A 17,124-nucleotide genomic window follows, 5' to 3' on the forward strand; every position below is an offset into this window, starting at 1 on the left:
CAAGGCGGGCAATAAACATGGGTTTGAGTTCAGCCCTTGCAACTGCGATGTCCGGTCTGCGCGCCAACCAGGCCGCGCTGTCGATCGTGTCGTCGAACATTGCGAACGCGCAAACGCCTGGTTACGTCTCGCAAAGCGTCAATCAGGTCGAAGTATCCTCCGGCGGCATCGGCTCGTCGGTGTTGGTCACCGGCGTCAATCGCGAACTCGATACTTTCGTCCAGAGCCAGTTGCGCACGGAAACCGCCGGCGGTGCCTATGCCGACCAGATGTCCAATATTCTGGGCCAGCTGCAAAGCGTTTATGGCACGCCCGGCGGTACCGGCACGCTCGAAACCGCGCTCAGCAACTTTACCTCGGCGTTGCAGGCAATCTCGACAAGTTCGGGCAGCTCCTCTTCGCAGTCTGTCGCGTTGGCGGCGGCGCAGACCCTGGCGCAGCAACTGAATACGACCACCCAGGGCATCCAGGCGCTGCGTTCGAACGTCAATCAGGATATCGGTAATTGCGTCAGTCAGGCCAACGCGGCGATGACCACGATCGCCAACATCAATACCCAGCTTCAGGGACTAAGTGCAACCGATCCCGCAGCGGCGACGCTGGAAGATCAGCGCGATAGCGCCATCAATACGCTGTCAAGCCTGATGGATATCCGCACGGTTGCCGGTTCGTCCGGAGACGTCAACGTCTATACGAATTCCGGCGTTCAGCTCGTAGGTGATGGCCTCGCGTCGACGATCTCGTTCAATTCGCCGGGATCGCTGACGGCCAACTCGCTGTACAGCACCAACCCCGCCCAATCCGGCGTCGGGTCGCTGACGATTCAACTTCCGAACGGCGCCAGCACCGACATGGTCGCGACCAACGCGATCGGCTCGGGCCAGATCGCTGCCGATCTGACGCTGCGCGACCAGACTCTCGTGCAGGCGCAGTCACAGGTCGATCAGCTCGCGGCGACGCTTTCGAGCTCGCTGTCCGACACCACCACGGCCGGCACCGCGGTCACCGGACCGCCGGCAGGCTTCAGCGTCGATACATCGAATGTAGTGCCGGGCAACACGATCAACCTGACCTATACGCCCGCCGGGAGCAGCACCCAGCAACAGATATCGATCGTCAACGTCGCCGATTCGTCGGTGCTGCCGCTGCCGAACGCGCCGAACGCCAATCCAAAGGTGATCGGAGTCAATCTCTCCAACGGAATGTCGTCGGTCGTCTCGCAATTGAACGCGGCGCTCGGCGGCACCGGCATTCAGTTCTCGAATCCGTCCGGGAACACCTTGAGCGTGGTCGGATTCGCTTCTGCGACCGTCAGTGCCGTCTCGACGACGACGACGGCATCGTCGTTGCAGGATGGCAGCGCCGCTCTGCCGCTATTTACCGACGGCAGTGCGTCGTACACGGGTGCGATCACCGCGAGCGGCTCGGAAATGACGGGCTATGCGGGACGCATCAACGTCAATCCGGCGCTGCTAAGCAATCCGTCGGCACTCAGCATCTACAGCACATCGCCGCAGACAGCAGCCGGCGACACCACGCGCTCGGACTATCTTTTTTCGCAGTTGACCAACGCCACGTTCAGCTATTCGCCGCAGACCGGGCTGGGGTCCGCGGCATCGCCTTTCACAGGCACGGTCACGAATTACCTGCAGCAATTCATCAGCCAGCAAGGCAACGCCGCCACGCAGGCGACGCAATTGCAACAGGGCCAGGATGTCGTTGTCAGCACGCTGCAGCAAAAATTCAACTCGACGGCCGGCGTCAATATCGACACCGAAATGTCGAACCTGATCGCGCTGCAGAATGCCTACGCGGCCAATGCTCACGTCATGTCGGTCGTCCAGAGTATGATGAACAGCCTGCTGCAGGCTCAATTGTAAGGCGCTGAAGATGTCGATCAGTAGTATAAATTATGGCGCTTCTGTCCTTGGTCAATCGGTACAGAACCTCAATAACCAGCTTACGACCCTGTCGACGCAGCTTTCGACCGGGGTGAAAGCCACCAACTACGCCGGCATGGGCGTCAACGAAGGGTTTGCGATTGCCGCGCGCGCGCAGCTCTCGAACATCACCGCCTTCGGCACGACGATGACCAACGTCAACACGATCATTTCCGCCGCCAACACCGCGTTGCAAGCGTTGTCGGATAGTAGCGGAACGGTGCAGAACGCCGCGTCGGCGACGCCGCAAACTCTGGACAGCACTGGTCAGACCGTCGGTCAGGAGAACGCTGCAACCCAGTTCTCCTCGATGGTGGGCATTCTGAACACCCAGGTTGGCGATCGCTACATTTTCTCCGGCAGTGCAATCAACACGCCGGCGGTAGCCTCCGCCACCTCCATCATGAATGGCACCGGCACCCAGGCCGGATTGAAACAAGTCATCGCCGAACGGCTGCAAGCCGATCAAGGCACCAACGGCATGGGGCGGCTTGTCGTTTCCTCGCCGACGCCGACGTCGGTGCAGGTGGGTGAAGATGTCGCCGGTTCGCCGTTCGGCCTCAAGCTGAATTCGGTCTCCTCGACCTTGACGGGCGCCACGGTTAGCGGCCCATCGGGTTCGCCGGCGTCGGTCTCGGTCAGCCTCGGCGCCACCAATCCGAACCCGGGCGATCAGGTGAACTTCACCTTCAATCTGCCCGATGGCACGACCCAAAACGTTCAACTGACCGCGACGAACACGACACCGCCGCCCGCCGGCAGCTTTACGATCGGAGCCACGCCGACCGCGACGGCGGCGAACCTGAACGCGGCCTTGACGTCATCGATCGGCACTGTCGTCAATACGTCGCTGGTGGCGGCGTCGGCGGTCGAGGCGGGGGACAATTTCTTCGATACCGACAGCACCGCGACCGGCAGCGTCGCCAACAATCAGAACACGGTTCCCGTGCCGGTCACCGGCGCTACTGCCTTGACCGGCGCCGCCGGCACGAATTCGCTGGCCTCCGGTTTTACGGCCAGCGACACCCTCACCGTCAACGGCAAGACGATCACCTTCAGCACCACCGCGGCTACCAGCACCGACGCCAATGGCGGCGTTATCAATCTGGGCACCGGAACGGTTCAGGACGTCCTCAAGGCGATCGACGAGATCACGGGCACTTCGACTCCCTCGACCGCCAGCGGCGGCGTGGTCACGCTGAACGACGATGCCGGGAGCCTGTCGGTCACGGGTTCGCCCTCGAGCGCTCTCGCGGCGCTCGGCTTCAGCGGCACTGTCGCGGGCACAACCGCCGGCGGAAGTGTGGTCAACAGCCAGGCCACGACTCCCGCACCGGTGCCGATCACCGGTGCCACAGCCCTGTCCGGCGCGCCCGGCACCGACTCGCTGTCGACGAGTTTCGCGGCCGGCGACACCATCAACGTCAATGGCTCAACGATCCAGTTCTATAACTCCAGCACCACGCCTCCTACCACTGCCGGCAGGGCGGCCAATACCACCTATGTCGACCTGGCGACCGCGACCGTCAGCAATCTCCTGGGCGATATCGACCAGATCACGGGCAGCTCGACGCCGTCGACCATTAGCGGCGGAGTAATCACTATCCACACCGACGATGCTTCAACGCTGAACATCACCAGCTCGAATCCCAACGCGCTGAAAGCGCTCGGATTTAGCAGTTCGCCGGTGACTGCAATCCAGCCGCCGCTGCGGGTGAGCGGTTCGCCGCTGGGTTCGGCGACGTCGCTGACCAGCGGCGCCTCGGATACGGTGGCCTGGTACACCGGCAATTCCGGGCCAGGTTCGGCACGCGATTCATCGACGGCGCGCATCGACACGTCGGAAACGGTGGACTTTGGCGCGCAGGCCAATGAACAGGCTATTCGCACGCAACTGCAAAACATCGCAGTGTATGCGGCCTTCACGGCCTCACCGACGGGCACCAATTCCGCCGCGCAGATCAATGCCCTGAGCCAGAGCATCGCGGCGAACCTGTCGCCAAAGGCCGGTCAGCAGAGCATTGCCGATATCCAGACCGAGTTCTCCAACGCGCAGACCCAAATACAGGCCGCTACGGCTCGGCAAACCCAGACCCAGACGATGATGCAGAACATGATCGACCAGACCGAGGATATTTCCACGGATCAGGTAGCGAGCCAACTCCTGGCACTTCAGAACAGTTTGCAAGCATCTTATCAGGCCACATCAATGCTCTCTCAACTATCCCTGACCAAATATCTGCCGGCCGGCGGCTAATTCGGGACCGTCTGAGGCATGATCCCAAAATTGGAAACCGGCTTTGGCAAGATCGTGCCCAACAAGCAGATCAACAACGAGCCTGATTCAGTGAAGCTGGGTCGGACCGCGGAGAGCGTGAACATGTCGACGGAGGCCTGTCATGGAGATTGAGCGCACCGGCAGCGCCGGTCCCGCCCGCAATACGTTCGCGGATCGGATCGGGTTTGCCAGGCTTACGGCCATGGCATTTGGCGGCGCCGATCTTCGCCCATTGCGCGACGAGATCGTGTCGAAGATCGCCAATGGTACGGCAAGCGCAGGCGAGGGGCTTGACCTGTCGCTGATCGCGCAACTGCTCGGTGAGAAGCAGGCGGGGCTCGCCATGCAGGCCGAAGTGCTGGCCTATCATCAATTGTTCCGGTCGCCTTGTTCGGTTGCGAAGCCGAAACTCCGCGTTCTGGCGCTCGCGGCCGCCATGGACATGGGCGGCAACACCCCGATCGAGTTTTTGCTCGAGCATTCCGGGATCGAGCTGTTGACGCTTTATGTCGTTGCCGGCGTTGAATTGCCCGCGCCGCTTCCGGATCATGACGTTGCGATCGTGATCGCATCCGACTCGGAGGAATGCCGGGACGCGCTGCGCAAGATCGAGCGGGCCGCGCCGCGCTGGCCACGGCCGCTTCTCAATCCCCCGCATCTCGTTGCCCATCTCGATCGCGACAAACTGCATCGTCTGCTGCACGGAATCGAAAGGCTGGATATCCCGGCGACCACCTGCGTGTCCCGCGCGCAAATGTCTGATCTGGCTCTATTGGACGGTTCGGTCGAGGACATCGCGGCTGATTTTCAGTTTCCATTGATCGTCCGGCCGCGCGGATCGCACGCCGGCACGGGCCTCGCCAAGATCGACGATCGGCCGGCGCTCGGCCGGTATCTGGCGGAGCGGCCGGAACAGGAATTCTTTGTCTCGCGCTTTGTCGATTATGCCAGCGAGGATGGCTTGTTTCGCAAGTACCGCATCGCCTTTGTCGATGGCCGGCCCTATGCATGCCATATGGCGATCGCCGATCGCTGGGACATCTGGTACCTCAATGCGGGGATGGCCTTCAGCGAAAGCAAGCGCCTCGAAGAGGCCAACTTCATGCGCACGTTCGATCATGGTTTCGCCGCCCGCCATCAGCGCGCGCTGGCCGCTCTGGCCGACCGCGTCGGTCTCGATTATTTCACGGTCGATTGCGCGGAAAACAAGCGCGGGGAACTGCTGATATTCGAGGCCGACAATACCGCCGTCGTGCACAACATGGATTCGCCGGATCTGTTTCCCTACAAGGCCCCGCAGATGCACGCGGTCTTTGAGGCATTCGCAGCGATGCTGTATCGCCGCGGCCGCGATGGCCGGGAGCGCGCGGCGTGACAGGCCGATCGCCGGAGAAAATGCTAGCTTTCAAGGTGTGAGCTGATTCGAAAGCGATGGCTTTCGGATCGCTGTGAGCTGGTTTGTTTCCCGGGAAGACGGTCTGTTGCCGGCAAGTTGGAAAAACACATCTGGGCGGATACCGAACCTGTCGCGCATGCAGCGGCAGGCTTATGGTTCTTATCAGCAGGGCGATCTCGACAAGGCTGAAAGGCTTTGCACCGGGATTCTCGAATACCGGCCCGAAGATTTCGATGCGCTTCATTTGCTTGGAATGCTCAATTTCCAGCGCCGGCGCATGGTGGAGGCGCTTCGCTTTCTCGCAGCCGCGCTCAAGGCCAATCCGGACTCTTCAGATGCGTTGTCGAATCTGGGGCTCGCGCTTCACACCGCCGGGCATTACGCCGAGGCGATCTCAAGTTATCGCAGCGCGCTGCAACTGGTGCCGGATCATCCGGAAATTCTCTACAATCTCGGCAACGCCTGTCTGGAACTCCGCCGCTTCGCCGAGGCGGAGTCGAGCTATGATGCTGCGCTCGCAAGCAAACCCGATCATGTTGGCGCGCTGGTCAATCGAGGCAACGCGCTGCTGGCGCTGAATGAGCCGATCAAGGCGCTTGCGAGCTACGATGCCGCGCTGGCGGTGATGCCCGGGCATCCGCAGATCCTCACCAACCGCGGTCATACGCTTCGCCGGCTTGACCGGCCGGTCGAAGCGCTCGAAGAATTCAAGGCGGCGCTGGCTGCCGCTCCCGAATTTGCCGAAGCCCATTTCGAAGCCGGAATGACGCATCTGACGTTTGGCGATTTCGATGCCGGCTGGAAGGCATATGAATGGCGCTGGAAGACCGGGGCATTTGCCCGCCGCTGCCGGTCGTTTCGGGCGCCTTTGTGGCTGGGAAACGAGCCGGTCAGTGGCAGAACCATTCTGCTCCATGCCGAGCAGGGATTCGGCGACAGCATCCAGTTCATCCGCTATGCGCCGCTGCTGGTGAGCCAGGGCGCCAACGTCATCTGCGAAGTTCAGGCCGAGTTGCAGCCGCTGCTGGCACAGCTCGACGGCGTTAGAGTGATTGCATCCGGCGAGCCGCTTCCCGCGTTCGACCTGCACTGTCCATTGCTCAGTCTTCCGCTGGCGTTCAAAACGCGGGTCGAGACGGTCCCCGCCGCGGTTCCGTATCTCGCTGCGCCGGCAGTGCGTCTGGACTATTGGCGAGGCCGTTTGCCGCAGGCTCTGCCGCGCGCCGGTTTTGTCTGGTCCGGCTCATCGACCCACAAGAACGACGGTAACCGGTCGATCCCGCTCGCACGCCTGGCCGCGTTATTTGAGAATCCGCCTGTGCAATGCGTCAGCCTTCAGAGCGAGTTGCGCAGCGCCGATCGCGACGTTTTGCGCGATCTGCCGAAGCTGGTTCACCTCGGCGACGATATCGGCGATTTCACCGATACGGCCGCCATCATCTCGTTGCTCGATGTGGTTATTTCAGTCGATACCGCGGTTGCGCATCTGGCGGGAGCGCTGGGCAAGCCGGTCGTGATCCTGCTTCCCCATGCTGCAGATTTCCGCTGGATGAGGGATCGCGAGGACACGCCCTGGTATCCGACAGCGAAGCTGCTCCGGCAGCCGACTTTTGGTGACTGGGACAGCGTGATCGTTCGTCTGCACGACGAACTGCGCCAATTTCAACGCTGAGCCAGGCTGGAGACCGTTCGGCCTCTGATCGACCAAGGCCGGACTCCAATCTTGCTTGTGTTGACGCCTTTTCTGCACGCGTGCGGGTCCCGTTTCGCTCGGAAATGCTGACAGCCTCAAGGGCAGGGTGGTCCATCGGCCGTTAGGATTTCGTTAACCACGTCTATTTACTGTTTGGTGAGGAATGCAGGCGGCACTTCTGCTGCTTTCGGAGCCGTTCATGACCGACCGAATTCACCTGGTGGTGGCGACGCCGTGCTTCGGCGGCCAGGTTTCCAGCATCTATGCCAGCTCCATCTTCCGCCTGCAGAACGCGCTGAGCGCCAAATCCAATGTCGAATTCAAGGTGCTGTTGCGGGATGGCGATGCGCTGATCACGCGCGCGCGCGCCAATCTGATGACGCAGTTTCTCAATGATCCCTCGGCAACGCACTTCCTGTTCGTGGATGCGGATATCGGCTTTCAGCCCGAGCAGGTGTTTCGTCTGATCGAATCCGGCGCCGACGTGGTGGCCGCGGTCTATCCGATCAAACGCGTCAATTGGAACAAGGCGAAGCGGGCGGTCGAGGCCAAGCGGCCGGACATAGCGCCGGCCGCGCTCGATTACGTGCTTGAGCTCGAAGATCCGGATCACGTCGCCGTCGTCAACGGCTTTACCCGCGTACGCTACGCCGGAACAGGATTCCTGATGATCCGGCGTCATGTGTTCGAGAAAATGTGCGCTGCCTACGCCTCGCTGCAATTCTTCCGCGAACATTCCATCGATGATCTCGCCGGAAGCCCCAACCGGTTTGCGCTGTTCGAATGCATGATCGATCCGGGCAGCGGAACCTATCTCAGCGAAGATTTTGCTTTCTGCAAACGCTGGACCGATATCGGCGGCGAGATCTGGGCTGATCTCGAGAGCCGCCTCGATCATGTCGGTCCGTCGGTATTTCACGGCGACGTCTCGTCGCAGTTTGGCGCGGCGGTGCCCGCATCCGATGCGGCGTGAGATGCCATCCGCTGCCATAGCGCAGGCGGCTGCGTTCAAATCTCCCGCTGATCGCATCGGGGTGGCGCGGCTTGCGAGGATGTCGGCCGGCGGCACCGATCTTCGTCCGCTGTGGCAGGCCCTGATCAGCAAGCTGATCGACGGCACCATCGAGCCGGGCGAGGGGCTCGATCTATCGCTGATCGCGCAGTTGCTGGGTGACAAACAAGCCGGGCTTGCAATCCAGGATGCAATCCTCGCGTCCCATCAATTGTTCCGTTCGCCGTGCGCTTCGAAAGTGCCGCGGCTGCGCGTTCTGGCGCTCGCGGCGGCAACCGACATGGGCGGCAACACGCCGGTCGAATTCCTGCTGGAAGGATCCGGCATCGAACTGATGACGCTGTACGTCATGGCGGACGTCGAACTGCCGTCGCCGCTGCCCGATCACGATGTCGCCATCGTGATCGCCTCGGACTCGGAGGAGTGTCGCGAGGCGCTCCTGAAAATCGATCAAGTGGCTGCGCGCTGGCCACGGCCGCTTCTCAATGCACCGCGCCTCGTCTGCAATCTCGATCGCGACAAGCTGCATCGCCTGCTTGAGGGAATTGCAGGCCTGGAAATTCCGACGACCACCGCAGTGTCGCGCGCGCAGTTGCTGGACGCGTCACGTTCATCTCTCATGCTTCGTGAGGTCGCGGACGATCTTGTATTTCCCCTCATTGTCAGGCCGCGCGGGTCGCATGCCGGCGCAGGTCTGGCAAAGCTCGACGATCGCGCCGCGTTGCAGCGTTATCTTTCCGCGAGACAAGAACAGGATTTCTTCATCTCGCGTTTTGTCGATTACTCCGATGAGGACGGCTTGTTTCGCAAATGCCGGATCGTGTTCGTCGACGGCCGGCCCTATGCATGTCATTTGGCGATCGCCGACCGTTGGGACATCTGGTATCTCAACGCCGGAATGCCGCAGAGCGCAAGCAAGCGTCTTGAAGAAGAAACGTTCATGCGCACATTCGACATCGGCTTCGCGCGCCGCCATGCGCCGGCGCTGCTCGGTATCGCTGAGCGGATCGGCCTCGATTACTTCATCGTGGATTGCGCCGAAACCAAAGGCGGATCGTTGCTGGTTTTCGAAGCCGACAATACGGCAATTGTCCACGACATGGATCCGGCCGACGTCTTTCCCTACAAGCTACCCCAGATGCGCAGGATATTCGATGCGTTCGCAGCGATGATTGAACGCCGCAGCCGGGAAGATCAGGAGTGTGCTGCATGACGATTGTGTTGCGCGAAGGGCCGCTGCGGTCAGAACCGAGCGAGACGCTCGATCCACAGAACTGGGACGACGTCCGCGCGCAGGGTCATCGCATGCTCGATGACATGCTCGATTACATAGCCAACATCCGCGAGCGTCCGGTCTGGTCGCCAATCCCCGATCACGTTCGTGCGCGGTTTCGTGCGGAGCTTCCACGTCAATCATCCGATCTTGGCGAAGTCTATCGCGAATTCGCCGACCATGTCGTGCCCTATGCGACGGGCAATGTTCATCCCGGCTTCATGGGATGGGTGCATGGCGGCGGCACCGCCGTCGGCATGCTGGCGGAGATGATGGCAGCCGGACTGAATGCCAATCTCGGCGGACGCGATCACATGCCGGTCGAGGTCGAACGCCAGGTCGTCGAATGGACACGATCGATGTTCGGTTTCCCCGACGAGGCGAGCGGAATTTTCGTCACGGGCACGTCGATGGCGAATTTGATGGCAGTGCTGGTGGCGCGTACGGCGGCGCTGGGGCAGCCCGTCCGGCAACACGGCATCGGCAACGAAGGTGCGTTGCTGACAGCCTATACTTCGAAGGCGGCACATGGCTGCATCACAAAAGCCATGGACATTGCGGGCTTCGGCAGCAATGCGTTGCGTTCTATCGCGGTCGATCAATTCCATCGCATCGACGTGGCCGCATTGCGCGCCCAGATATCGGCGGATCGCGAGGCCGGGCTGAAACCGTTTCTCGTCGTTGCCTCGGCCGGCACGGTCGATATCGGCGCCATCGATGATCTCGCTGCGCTGAGTGCGCTGTGCCGGGAACAGAAGCTCTGGTTTCATGTCGACGGCGCCTATGGCGCTCTTGGAATTCTTGCGCCCGCGCTTGCGCCGCGGCTTGCCGGAATCGAAAACGCCGATTCGATCGCGCTCGATTTTCACAAATGGGGGCAGGTGCCTTATGACGCCGGCTTCCTGCTCGTTCGCGACGGCCGGCAGCACCGCGATGCGTTTTCCGCGCCGGCTGCATATTTGCGCCGGGAAACCAGAGGCCTTGCCGCCGGCTCGCAGTGGCCGTGCGATCTCGGGCCCGATCTGTCGCGCGGCTTCCGGGCGCTCAAGACATGGTTCACCTTGAAAACCTATGGGACTGAAAAGCTGGGAGCGGTTATCGCGCGCACCTGTGCGCTCGCCGGCTATCTGGAAGCAAGGATCCTGGCCGAACCGCAACTCGAGCTGCTGGCGCCGGTCCAGCTTAACATCGTCTGCTTCCGCTATCGCGCTGCGGACGCCAACGAGGTGAACGGCAATATCGTCGTCGATATTCAGGAGTCCGGGATCGCGGCGCCGTCGACGACGGTTCTCGATGGACAGCTCGCGATACGGGCCGCCATCGTCAATCATCGCACCGACACCTGCGATATCGACGCGCTGATATCGGCGGTGCTTGAATTCGGAGCGCAGCGATCGAATTCCGGGGCCGGCGTCGTGGTGAACGTCGAGCCGTCTCCGCCATTGGCGATGTGACCGATCGCTTCTTCATGGCGCGTTCGAGCAAAAGCCAGCCTCGCGTTTGATGCGGGGTAGGCAATGGCCGGCGCGGGGCGGTCGCCCGAAAGCAACAGGTTAGGGTCTCGGTTCTGATTCAATCAGAGCCGAGAAGGTCCCGGAGTTTGTTCGGCTACGCTGAATCAGGCCGCGTGCTTGCCGAGTGCCGCTTCGGTCTGTTCGAGCAGTTTCTTCTCGTAGGCGACGAGCTTGCGGGCTTCCTTCAGCGCGCGGTACAGATCGCCGCTCAAAATGCTGTTGTTGATGCCTTCGATGATCGGCCATGCGCTTGGCACGGCAGTCACGATATCGCGCAACAGATGGAAGTAAGTGCTGTGGTTGCCCTGCGGGTCTGGCGAGATGTACATCAATTGCACGGCCAGATAGACGAGTTTGGCCGGGGTGTCGGCGGCCTGCGGCGTCATAATGTCCTTCTCGCGCAGGATCGGAACGTTTTCGCCGTCAATCAGCAGGCGCGCGCGCTGTTCCGTGTTGGTGATCACGCAGTTGCCGATGATGATCCGCTCATTCGGCTTGAGTTCGACTTTTAAAGCCATGCCTGTTCTCCGTTCCCGGTTGATACGCGCCTCGTCGCTATAGCTAAGTATGAACGAATGTCGGCTTTGGTGCGCCAGCCGAGGCGGGAAATGCTCTTTAGCCGATGCGGCCGTTATCCTTTATGAACATGGTTAAGACTTCGTAAACGGCGCCGGGCGCCACGAGAATGTGCAGGAATATCAAGGTTATTTTGAAGTTGCGGCGATGCCGGGATCGGAGGCCAGCGCCTCATTGGAGCGGGCAGGGCACTAACGGAGCGGCGCTGAATTCACGCTTTGTTAGCCGCTTGGTTTCACCGTACCGCGTCTTCCGATCAAGAAGGTCGGGACCACGCACGCACTCTAATTTCACACCAGAAAGGTATGAAAAATGTCCGGCATTGTTCTCTCGGCATCGGTTCGCCAGAACCTGCTCTCGCTGCAATCGACCGCAGCCCTCCTCGCCACCACCCAAAACGATCTCGCCACGGGCAACGCCGTCAACTCGGCGCTCGATAACCCGACCAGCTATTTCACGGCGCAGTCCCTCAACAACCGCGCCAGCGACATCAACAACCTGCTGGACAGTATCGGCAACGGCGTACAGGTGCTGCAGGCCGCCAACACCGGCATCACCTCGCTGCAGAGCCTGGTCTCAAACGCCCAGTCGATTGCCAACCAGGTGCTGCAGGCGCCCACCGGCTACACCACGAAGTCCAGTGTCACCTCCACCGCCATCAGCGGCGCCACCGCCGATAACCTGCTCGGCGCCAATGTGCCGACGGCTGGTTCGGTCACCGAGGGCGCCTTCACGACCCTCAACGTCTCCGGTGCGGGTAACGCGACGGCGGCTACTGTTACGGGCGGCACCTTCGCGAATCTCGACCTCAGCGGCGCGGGAGCCAGTGTTAGCTTCAAACTGAGTGTTAACGGCGGCACTGCGCAGACCGTTACCCTCAATGCCGCAAATGTCACTGCCTTCAAGACCGCCGGTGGCACTCTCAGCGGTACCAACGGTACCAGTCCCACCGCGCTCACCGCGACGGACATCGCCAACCTCATCAATTACCAGCTCGCAGGTAGCCCTGCCACTGGCGCGGCCACTGTCACCGGCCCGGCGTCGGTGAACGGCAGTGGTGAGCTTCAGTTCACTTCCTCCACCACCGGTACGTCCTCGTCGGTAGCCATTACCAACTACGCAACCGCTGGTACTGTGACCGACACGACCGGTCTGCCCACCACCAACACCACCAAGAATGGTACTGACGGCTCGACGACGGCTGCTGATATTACGGGTACCGGCTTCGCGGCGCTTGATCTCAGCACGACCAACACCGCCTCCTTCACGCTGAACGTTGACGGCGTTTCGAAGACCATCACTCTCGATAAGGCCGAGGTTGACACATACAACACCAACACCAGCTCTTCGCTCACCGAAACCAGCCTGACCGCAGCTAATGTCGCCGCCCTCATCAATTACCAGTTCGGTGGTGATACGGGTACCACGACCCCCACCGGTCCGGTGACCGTGAGCGGTGGTCAGCTTCAGATCGCTTCCGCCGCCAGCCCCGGTGCGTCTTCGGAGGTGTCCATCACTGGCTATACAGGCACCTTGGGCACAGGCTCGCTCGGTCTGCCCACCACCGACACCACCAATCATGGTACTGCGGCGGTTGCCGCGGACGACGAGACCTTCACTGTCGCGGTCGACGGCGCTGCGGCCAAGACCATTTCGCTCAGCAAAGCAAGTGTCGACGCATACAACACGGCCCACACCACCGGTACGCCGCTCAACGCGGCCAGCCTGAGCGCCGCTGATGTCGCCAGCCTCGTCAACTACCAGTACGACAACACCGGTGCGACCACCATCGCTTCGGTCGCGAGCGGCAAGTTGGTGTTCACTTCGAATACAACGGGTACGACCTCCAGCATCGCAGTCACCGCCGTGACCGGCACGGCCACCGCCGGCTCGACCGGCGTCACAGCGACGACGACGGCCGCCACCGGCACGGCGGGTTCGGGGTTGACCGGCGAAACGCTGACGATCGCTGCGACCAACAGCAGCACGACAGCGACCTCCATCACCTTCGGCACTGGCGCCAACCAGGTTTCGACGCTCAACCAGCTCAATACGGCGTTGGCGGCGAATGACCTGCAGGCCAGCATCGACTCCAGCAGCGGCGCGATCACCATCACGACCAGCAACAACGCGGCTTCGGGCACGGTCGGTGCGGTCGGCGGTACGGCCGTGACAACATCGGGGGCAGCCTTCGCCGCCGTGGCGGCCGGCGGCGCGGCTCCGGTCGCCGATCCGAACTCGCAGGCGACCCGCGCCAGCCTGGTGGCGCAGTACAACCAGGTGATGGAGCAGATCAACACCACCGCGCAGGATTCCTCGTTCAACGGCATCAACCTGCTGAACGGCGATACCCTGGACCTGACGTTCGACGAAACCGGCGCTTCGAAGCTGTCGATCTCCGGCGTGACCTTCAACGACGCCGGCCTCGGCCTTTCGAACCTGACCGCCGGCAAAGACTTCCTGGACAGCAACTCTGCCAATACCGTGTTGTCGACGTTGACCCAGGCCAGCACCACGCTGCGCACGGAAGCTTCTTCGCTCGGTTCGAACCTGTCGGTCGTGCAGATCCGTCAGGACTTCAACAAGAACCTGATCAACGTGCTGCAGACCGGCGCGTCGAACCTGACGCTGGCCGATCCGAACGAGGAAGCGGCCAACAGCCAGGCGCTGTCGACCCGCCAGTCGATCGCGGTCTCCGCGCTGGCGCTCGCCAACCAGTCGCAGCAGAGCGTGCTGCAATTGCTGCGCTGATTTCGTCTTTCAGGAAACAAATGGAAACGGCGGAGGAAACTCCGCCGTTTTCGTTTTTGCGAAAAATGCAAGCTTTCTGAAGGTGTTACGGAGTCTGTTCGAGGTAGCAAAGCGTTAATCAAGAAACTTAAACCGTCATTAACTATAATTTAAAGGAGTGCCGATAAAAGGTGTGTACCTGAATGTAGGAAGGTCTGACACATGTCCGGTATCGTTCTCTCGGCTTCGGTTCGCCAGAACCTGCTCTCGCTGCAGTCAACCGCCGCCTTGCTCGCGACCACGCAAAATGATCTTGCGACCGGCAACAAGGTCAACTCGGCGCTGGATAATCCGACCGAATATTTTACCGCGCAGGGCCTCAACAACCGCGCCAGCGACATCAGCAACCTGCTGGACGGTATCGGCAACGGCGTGCAGGTGCTGCAGGCCGCCAACACCGGCCTGACCTCGCTGCAGAGCCTGGTCGCAAACGCCCAGTCGATTGCCAACCAGGTGCTGCAGGCGCCCACCGGCTATACCACGAAGTCCAGCGTGAGTTCGACCGCCCTCAGCGGCGCCACCGCCAATAACCTGCTCGGCACCAACGCGCCGACTTCTGGTTCGGTCACCGAGGGCGCCTTCACGACCCTCAACGTCTCGGGTGCGGGTAACGCGACGGCGGCTACTGTTACGGGCGGCACCTTCGCGAATCTCGACCTCAGCGGCGCGGGAGCCAGTGTTAGCTTCAAACTGAGTGTTGACGGCGGCACTGCGCAGACCATCACCCTCAATGCCGCAAATGTCACTGCCTTCAAGACCGCCGGTGGCACTCTCAGCGGTACCAACGGTACCAGTCCCACCGCGCTCGACGCGACGGACGTCGCCAACATTATCAATTACCAGCTCGCAGGTAGCCCTGCCACTGGCGCGGCCACTGTCACCGGCCCGGCGTCGGTGAACGGCAGTGGTGAGCTTCAGTTCACTTCCTCCACCACCGGTACGTCCTCGTCGGTAGCCATTACCAACTACGCAACCGCTGGCGGTGTGACCGACACGACCGGTCTGCCCACCGCCAACACCACCAAGAATGGTACTGACGGCTCGACGACGGCTGCTGATATTACAGGTACCGGCTTCGCGAATCTCGACGTCGGCACGGGGAGCGTTCAGTTCTCACTGAACATCGACGGCGCTTCGACCAGCGTAGACATCAATTCCACCACTATCGCTGCCTTCACGACTGCCGGCGGCACTCTTGCCGGTTCCGCCACCGCGCTCACCGCAGCTGACGTCGCCAACCTCATCAATTGGCAGGTCGCAGGTAGCGCTTCCACTGGTGTCACCAGCCCTGTCACCGGCCCGGCGTCGGTGAACGGCAGTGGCCAGCTTCAGTTCGCCTCATTGACGACCCCTGGTGCGTCCTCGGAGGTGGCCGTTACCGGCTACACAGCCACTGGGGTGACCAGCGGCGCGACTGGTCTTTCCGCCACCGACACCACCAACAAGGGTACTGCGGCGGTTGCCGCGGACGACGAGACCTTCACTGTCGCGGTCGACGGCGCTGCGGCCAAGACCATTTCGCTCAGCAAAGCAAGTGTCGACGCATACAACACGGCCCACACCACCGGTACGCCGCTCAACGCGGCCAGCCTGAGCGCCGCTGATGTCGCCAGCCTCGTCAACTACCAGTACGACAACACCGGTGCGACCACCATCGCTTCGGTCGTGGGTGGCAAGTTGACGTTTACTTCGGGGACAACGGGTACGACCTCCAGCATCGCAGTCACCGCCGTGACCGGCACGGCCAGTGCCGGCTCGACCGGCGTCACAGCGACGACGACGCCCGCCACCGGCACGGCGGGTTCGGGACTGAGCGGCGAAACGCTGACGATCGCTGCGACCAACAGCAGCACGACAGCGACCTCCATCACCTTCGGCACCGGCGCCAACCAGATTTCGACGCTCAACCAGCTCAATGCGGCGTTGGCGGCGAATGACCTGCAGGCCAGCATCGACTCCACCGGTGTGATTACCATCACGACCACCAACAACGCGGCTTCGGACACGGTCGGTGCGGTCGGCGGTACGGCCGTGACAACAGCGGGCTCGCCCTTCGCCGCCGTGGCGGCCGGCGGCGCGGCTGCGGTCGCCGATCCGAACTCGCAGGCGACCCGCGCCAGCCTGGTGGCGCAGTACAATCAGGTGATGGCGCAGATCAACACCACCTCGCAGGATTCCTCGTTCAACGGCATCAACCTGCTGAACGGCGATACCCTCAACCTGACGTTCGACGAAACCGGCGCTTCGAAGCTGGCCATCACCGGCGTGACCTTCAACGACGCCGGCCTCGGCCTTTCGAACCTGACCGCCGGCACCGACTTCCTGGACAGCAACTCTGCCAACGCCGTGCTGGGACAGTTGACCCAGGCCAGCACGATGCTGCGCACGGAAGCCTCCGCGCTCGGCTCGAACCTGTCGATCGTGGAAATTCGCCAGGACTTCAACAAGAACCTGATCAACGTGCTGCAGACCGGCGCCTCGAACCTGACGGTCGCCGATCCGAACGAGGAAGCGGCCAACAGCCAGGCGCTGTCGACCCGCCAGTCGATCGCGGTCTCCGCGCTGGCGCTCGCCAACCAGTCGCAGCAGAGCGTGCTGCAATTGCTGCGCTGATTTCATCTTCTCAGAAATAAATCGAAACGGCGGAGGAAA

The 17,124-nt window shown here is 61.8% G+C and carries 10 protein-coding genes; 9 read left to right on the plus strand and 1 reads right to left on the minus strand.

Going from position 1 to position 17,124, the window contains the following annotated elements; all coding sequences use genetic code 11:
- Positions 1 to 17: 17 nt before the first annotated feature.
- The 7 genes from flgK to BLV09_RS00980 all read left to right on the plus strand — a co-directional run bounded on the left by flgK (position 18) and on the right by BLV09_RS00980 (position 11,046).
- Positions 18 to 1,880, plus strand: a complete 1,863-nt coding sequence (flgK, locus tag BLV09_RS00950) for a flagellar hook-associated protein FlgK (protein WP_146686004.1) — start codon at positions 18 to 20, stop codon at positions 1,878 to 1,880.
- 10 nt (positions 1,881 to 1,890) lie between these two features.
- Positions 1,891 to 4,197, plus strand: a complete 2,307-nt coding sequence (locus tag BLV09_RS00955) for a flagellar hook associated protein (RefSeq protein WP_146686005.1) — start codon at positions 1,891 to 1,893, stop codon at positions 4,195 to 4,197.
- Between the two features lie 142 nt (positions 4,198 to 4,339).
- Positions 4,340 to 5,593, plus strand: a complete 1,254-nt coding sequence (locus tag BLV09_RS00960) for an ATP-grasp domain-containing protein (RefSeq protein WP_146686006.1) — start codon at positions 4,340 to 4,342, stop codon at positions 5,591 to 5,593.
- A gap of 157 nt (positions 5,594 to 5,750) precedes the next feature.
- Positions 5,751 to 7,286 (plus strand): tetratricopeptide repeat protein, encoded by a 1,536-nt coding sequence (locus BLV09_RS00965; protein WP_146686007.1) that lies wholly within the window; start codon positions 5,751 to 5,753, stop codon positions 7,284 to 7,286.
- A 220-nt stretch (positions 7,287 to 7,506) separates the two neighbouring features.
- Positions 7,507 to 8,280 (plus strand): hypothetical protein, encoded by a 774-nt coding sequence (locus BLV09_RS00970; RefSeq protein ID WP_146686008.1) that lies wholly within the window; start codon positions 7,507 to 7,509, stop codon positions 8,278 to 8,280.
- A gap of 1 nt (position 8,281) precedes the next feature.
- Positions 8,282 to 9,532 carry an ATP-grasp domain-containing protein gene (locus BLV09_RS00975; protein WP_146686009.1) on the plus strand — a complete coding sequence of 417 codons (1,251 nt, stop codon included), beginning with the start codon at positions 8,282 to 8,284 and terminating at the stop codon, positions 9,530 to 9,532.
- Positions 9,529 to 11,046 carry a pyridoxal phosphate-dependent decarboxylase family protein gene (locus BLV09_RS00980; RefSeq protein WP_146686010.1) on the plus strand — a complete coding sequence of 506 codons (1,518 nt, stop codon included), beginning with the start codon at positions 9,529 to 9,531 and terminating at the stop codon, positions 11,044 to 11,046. The genes BLV09_RS00975 and BLV09_RS00980 overlap by 4 nt, the downstream gene beginning before the upstream one ends.
- Before the next feature lie 164 nt (positions 11,047 to 11,210).
- Here the strand turns inward: BLV09_RS00980 and flbT are convergent, their stop codons facing one another.
- Positions 11,211 to 11,624: a flagellar biosynthesis repressor FlbT gene (gene flbT, locus BLV09_RS00985; RefSeq protein ID WP_100382800.1), complete on the minus strand. Its 414-nt coding sequence runs from the start codon at positions 11,622 to 11,624 to the stop codon at positions 11,211 to 11,213.
- A 370-nt stretch (positions 11,625 to 11,994) separates the two neighbouring features.
- Between flbT and BLV09_RS00990 the strand changes: the two genes are divergently transcribed.
- Both BLV09_RS00990 and BLV09_RS00995 read left to right on the plus strand, forming a co-directional pair.
- Positions 11,995 to 14,433, plus strand: coding sequence for a flagellin (locus tag BLV09_RS00990; protein WP_146686011.1), 2,439 nt, complete (start codon positions 11,995 to 11,997; stop codon positions 14,431 to 14,433).
- Positions 14,434 to 14,634: 201 nt separating this feature from the next.
- Positions 14,635 to 17,085, plus strand: coding sequence for a flagellin (locus BLV09_RS00995; protein ID WP_146686012.1), 2,451 nt, complete (start codon positions 14,635 to 14,637; stop codon positions 17,083 to 17,085).
- Positions 17,086 to 17,124: the final 39 nt, after the last annotated feature.

The sequence above is a fragment of the Bradyrhizobium canariense genome, assembly GCF_900105125.1.
GTDB classification, from domain to species: Bacteria; Pseudomonadota; Alphaproteobacteria; order Rhizobiales; family Xanthobacteraceae; genus Bradyrhizobium; species Bradyrhizobium canariense_A.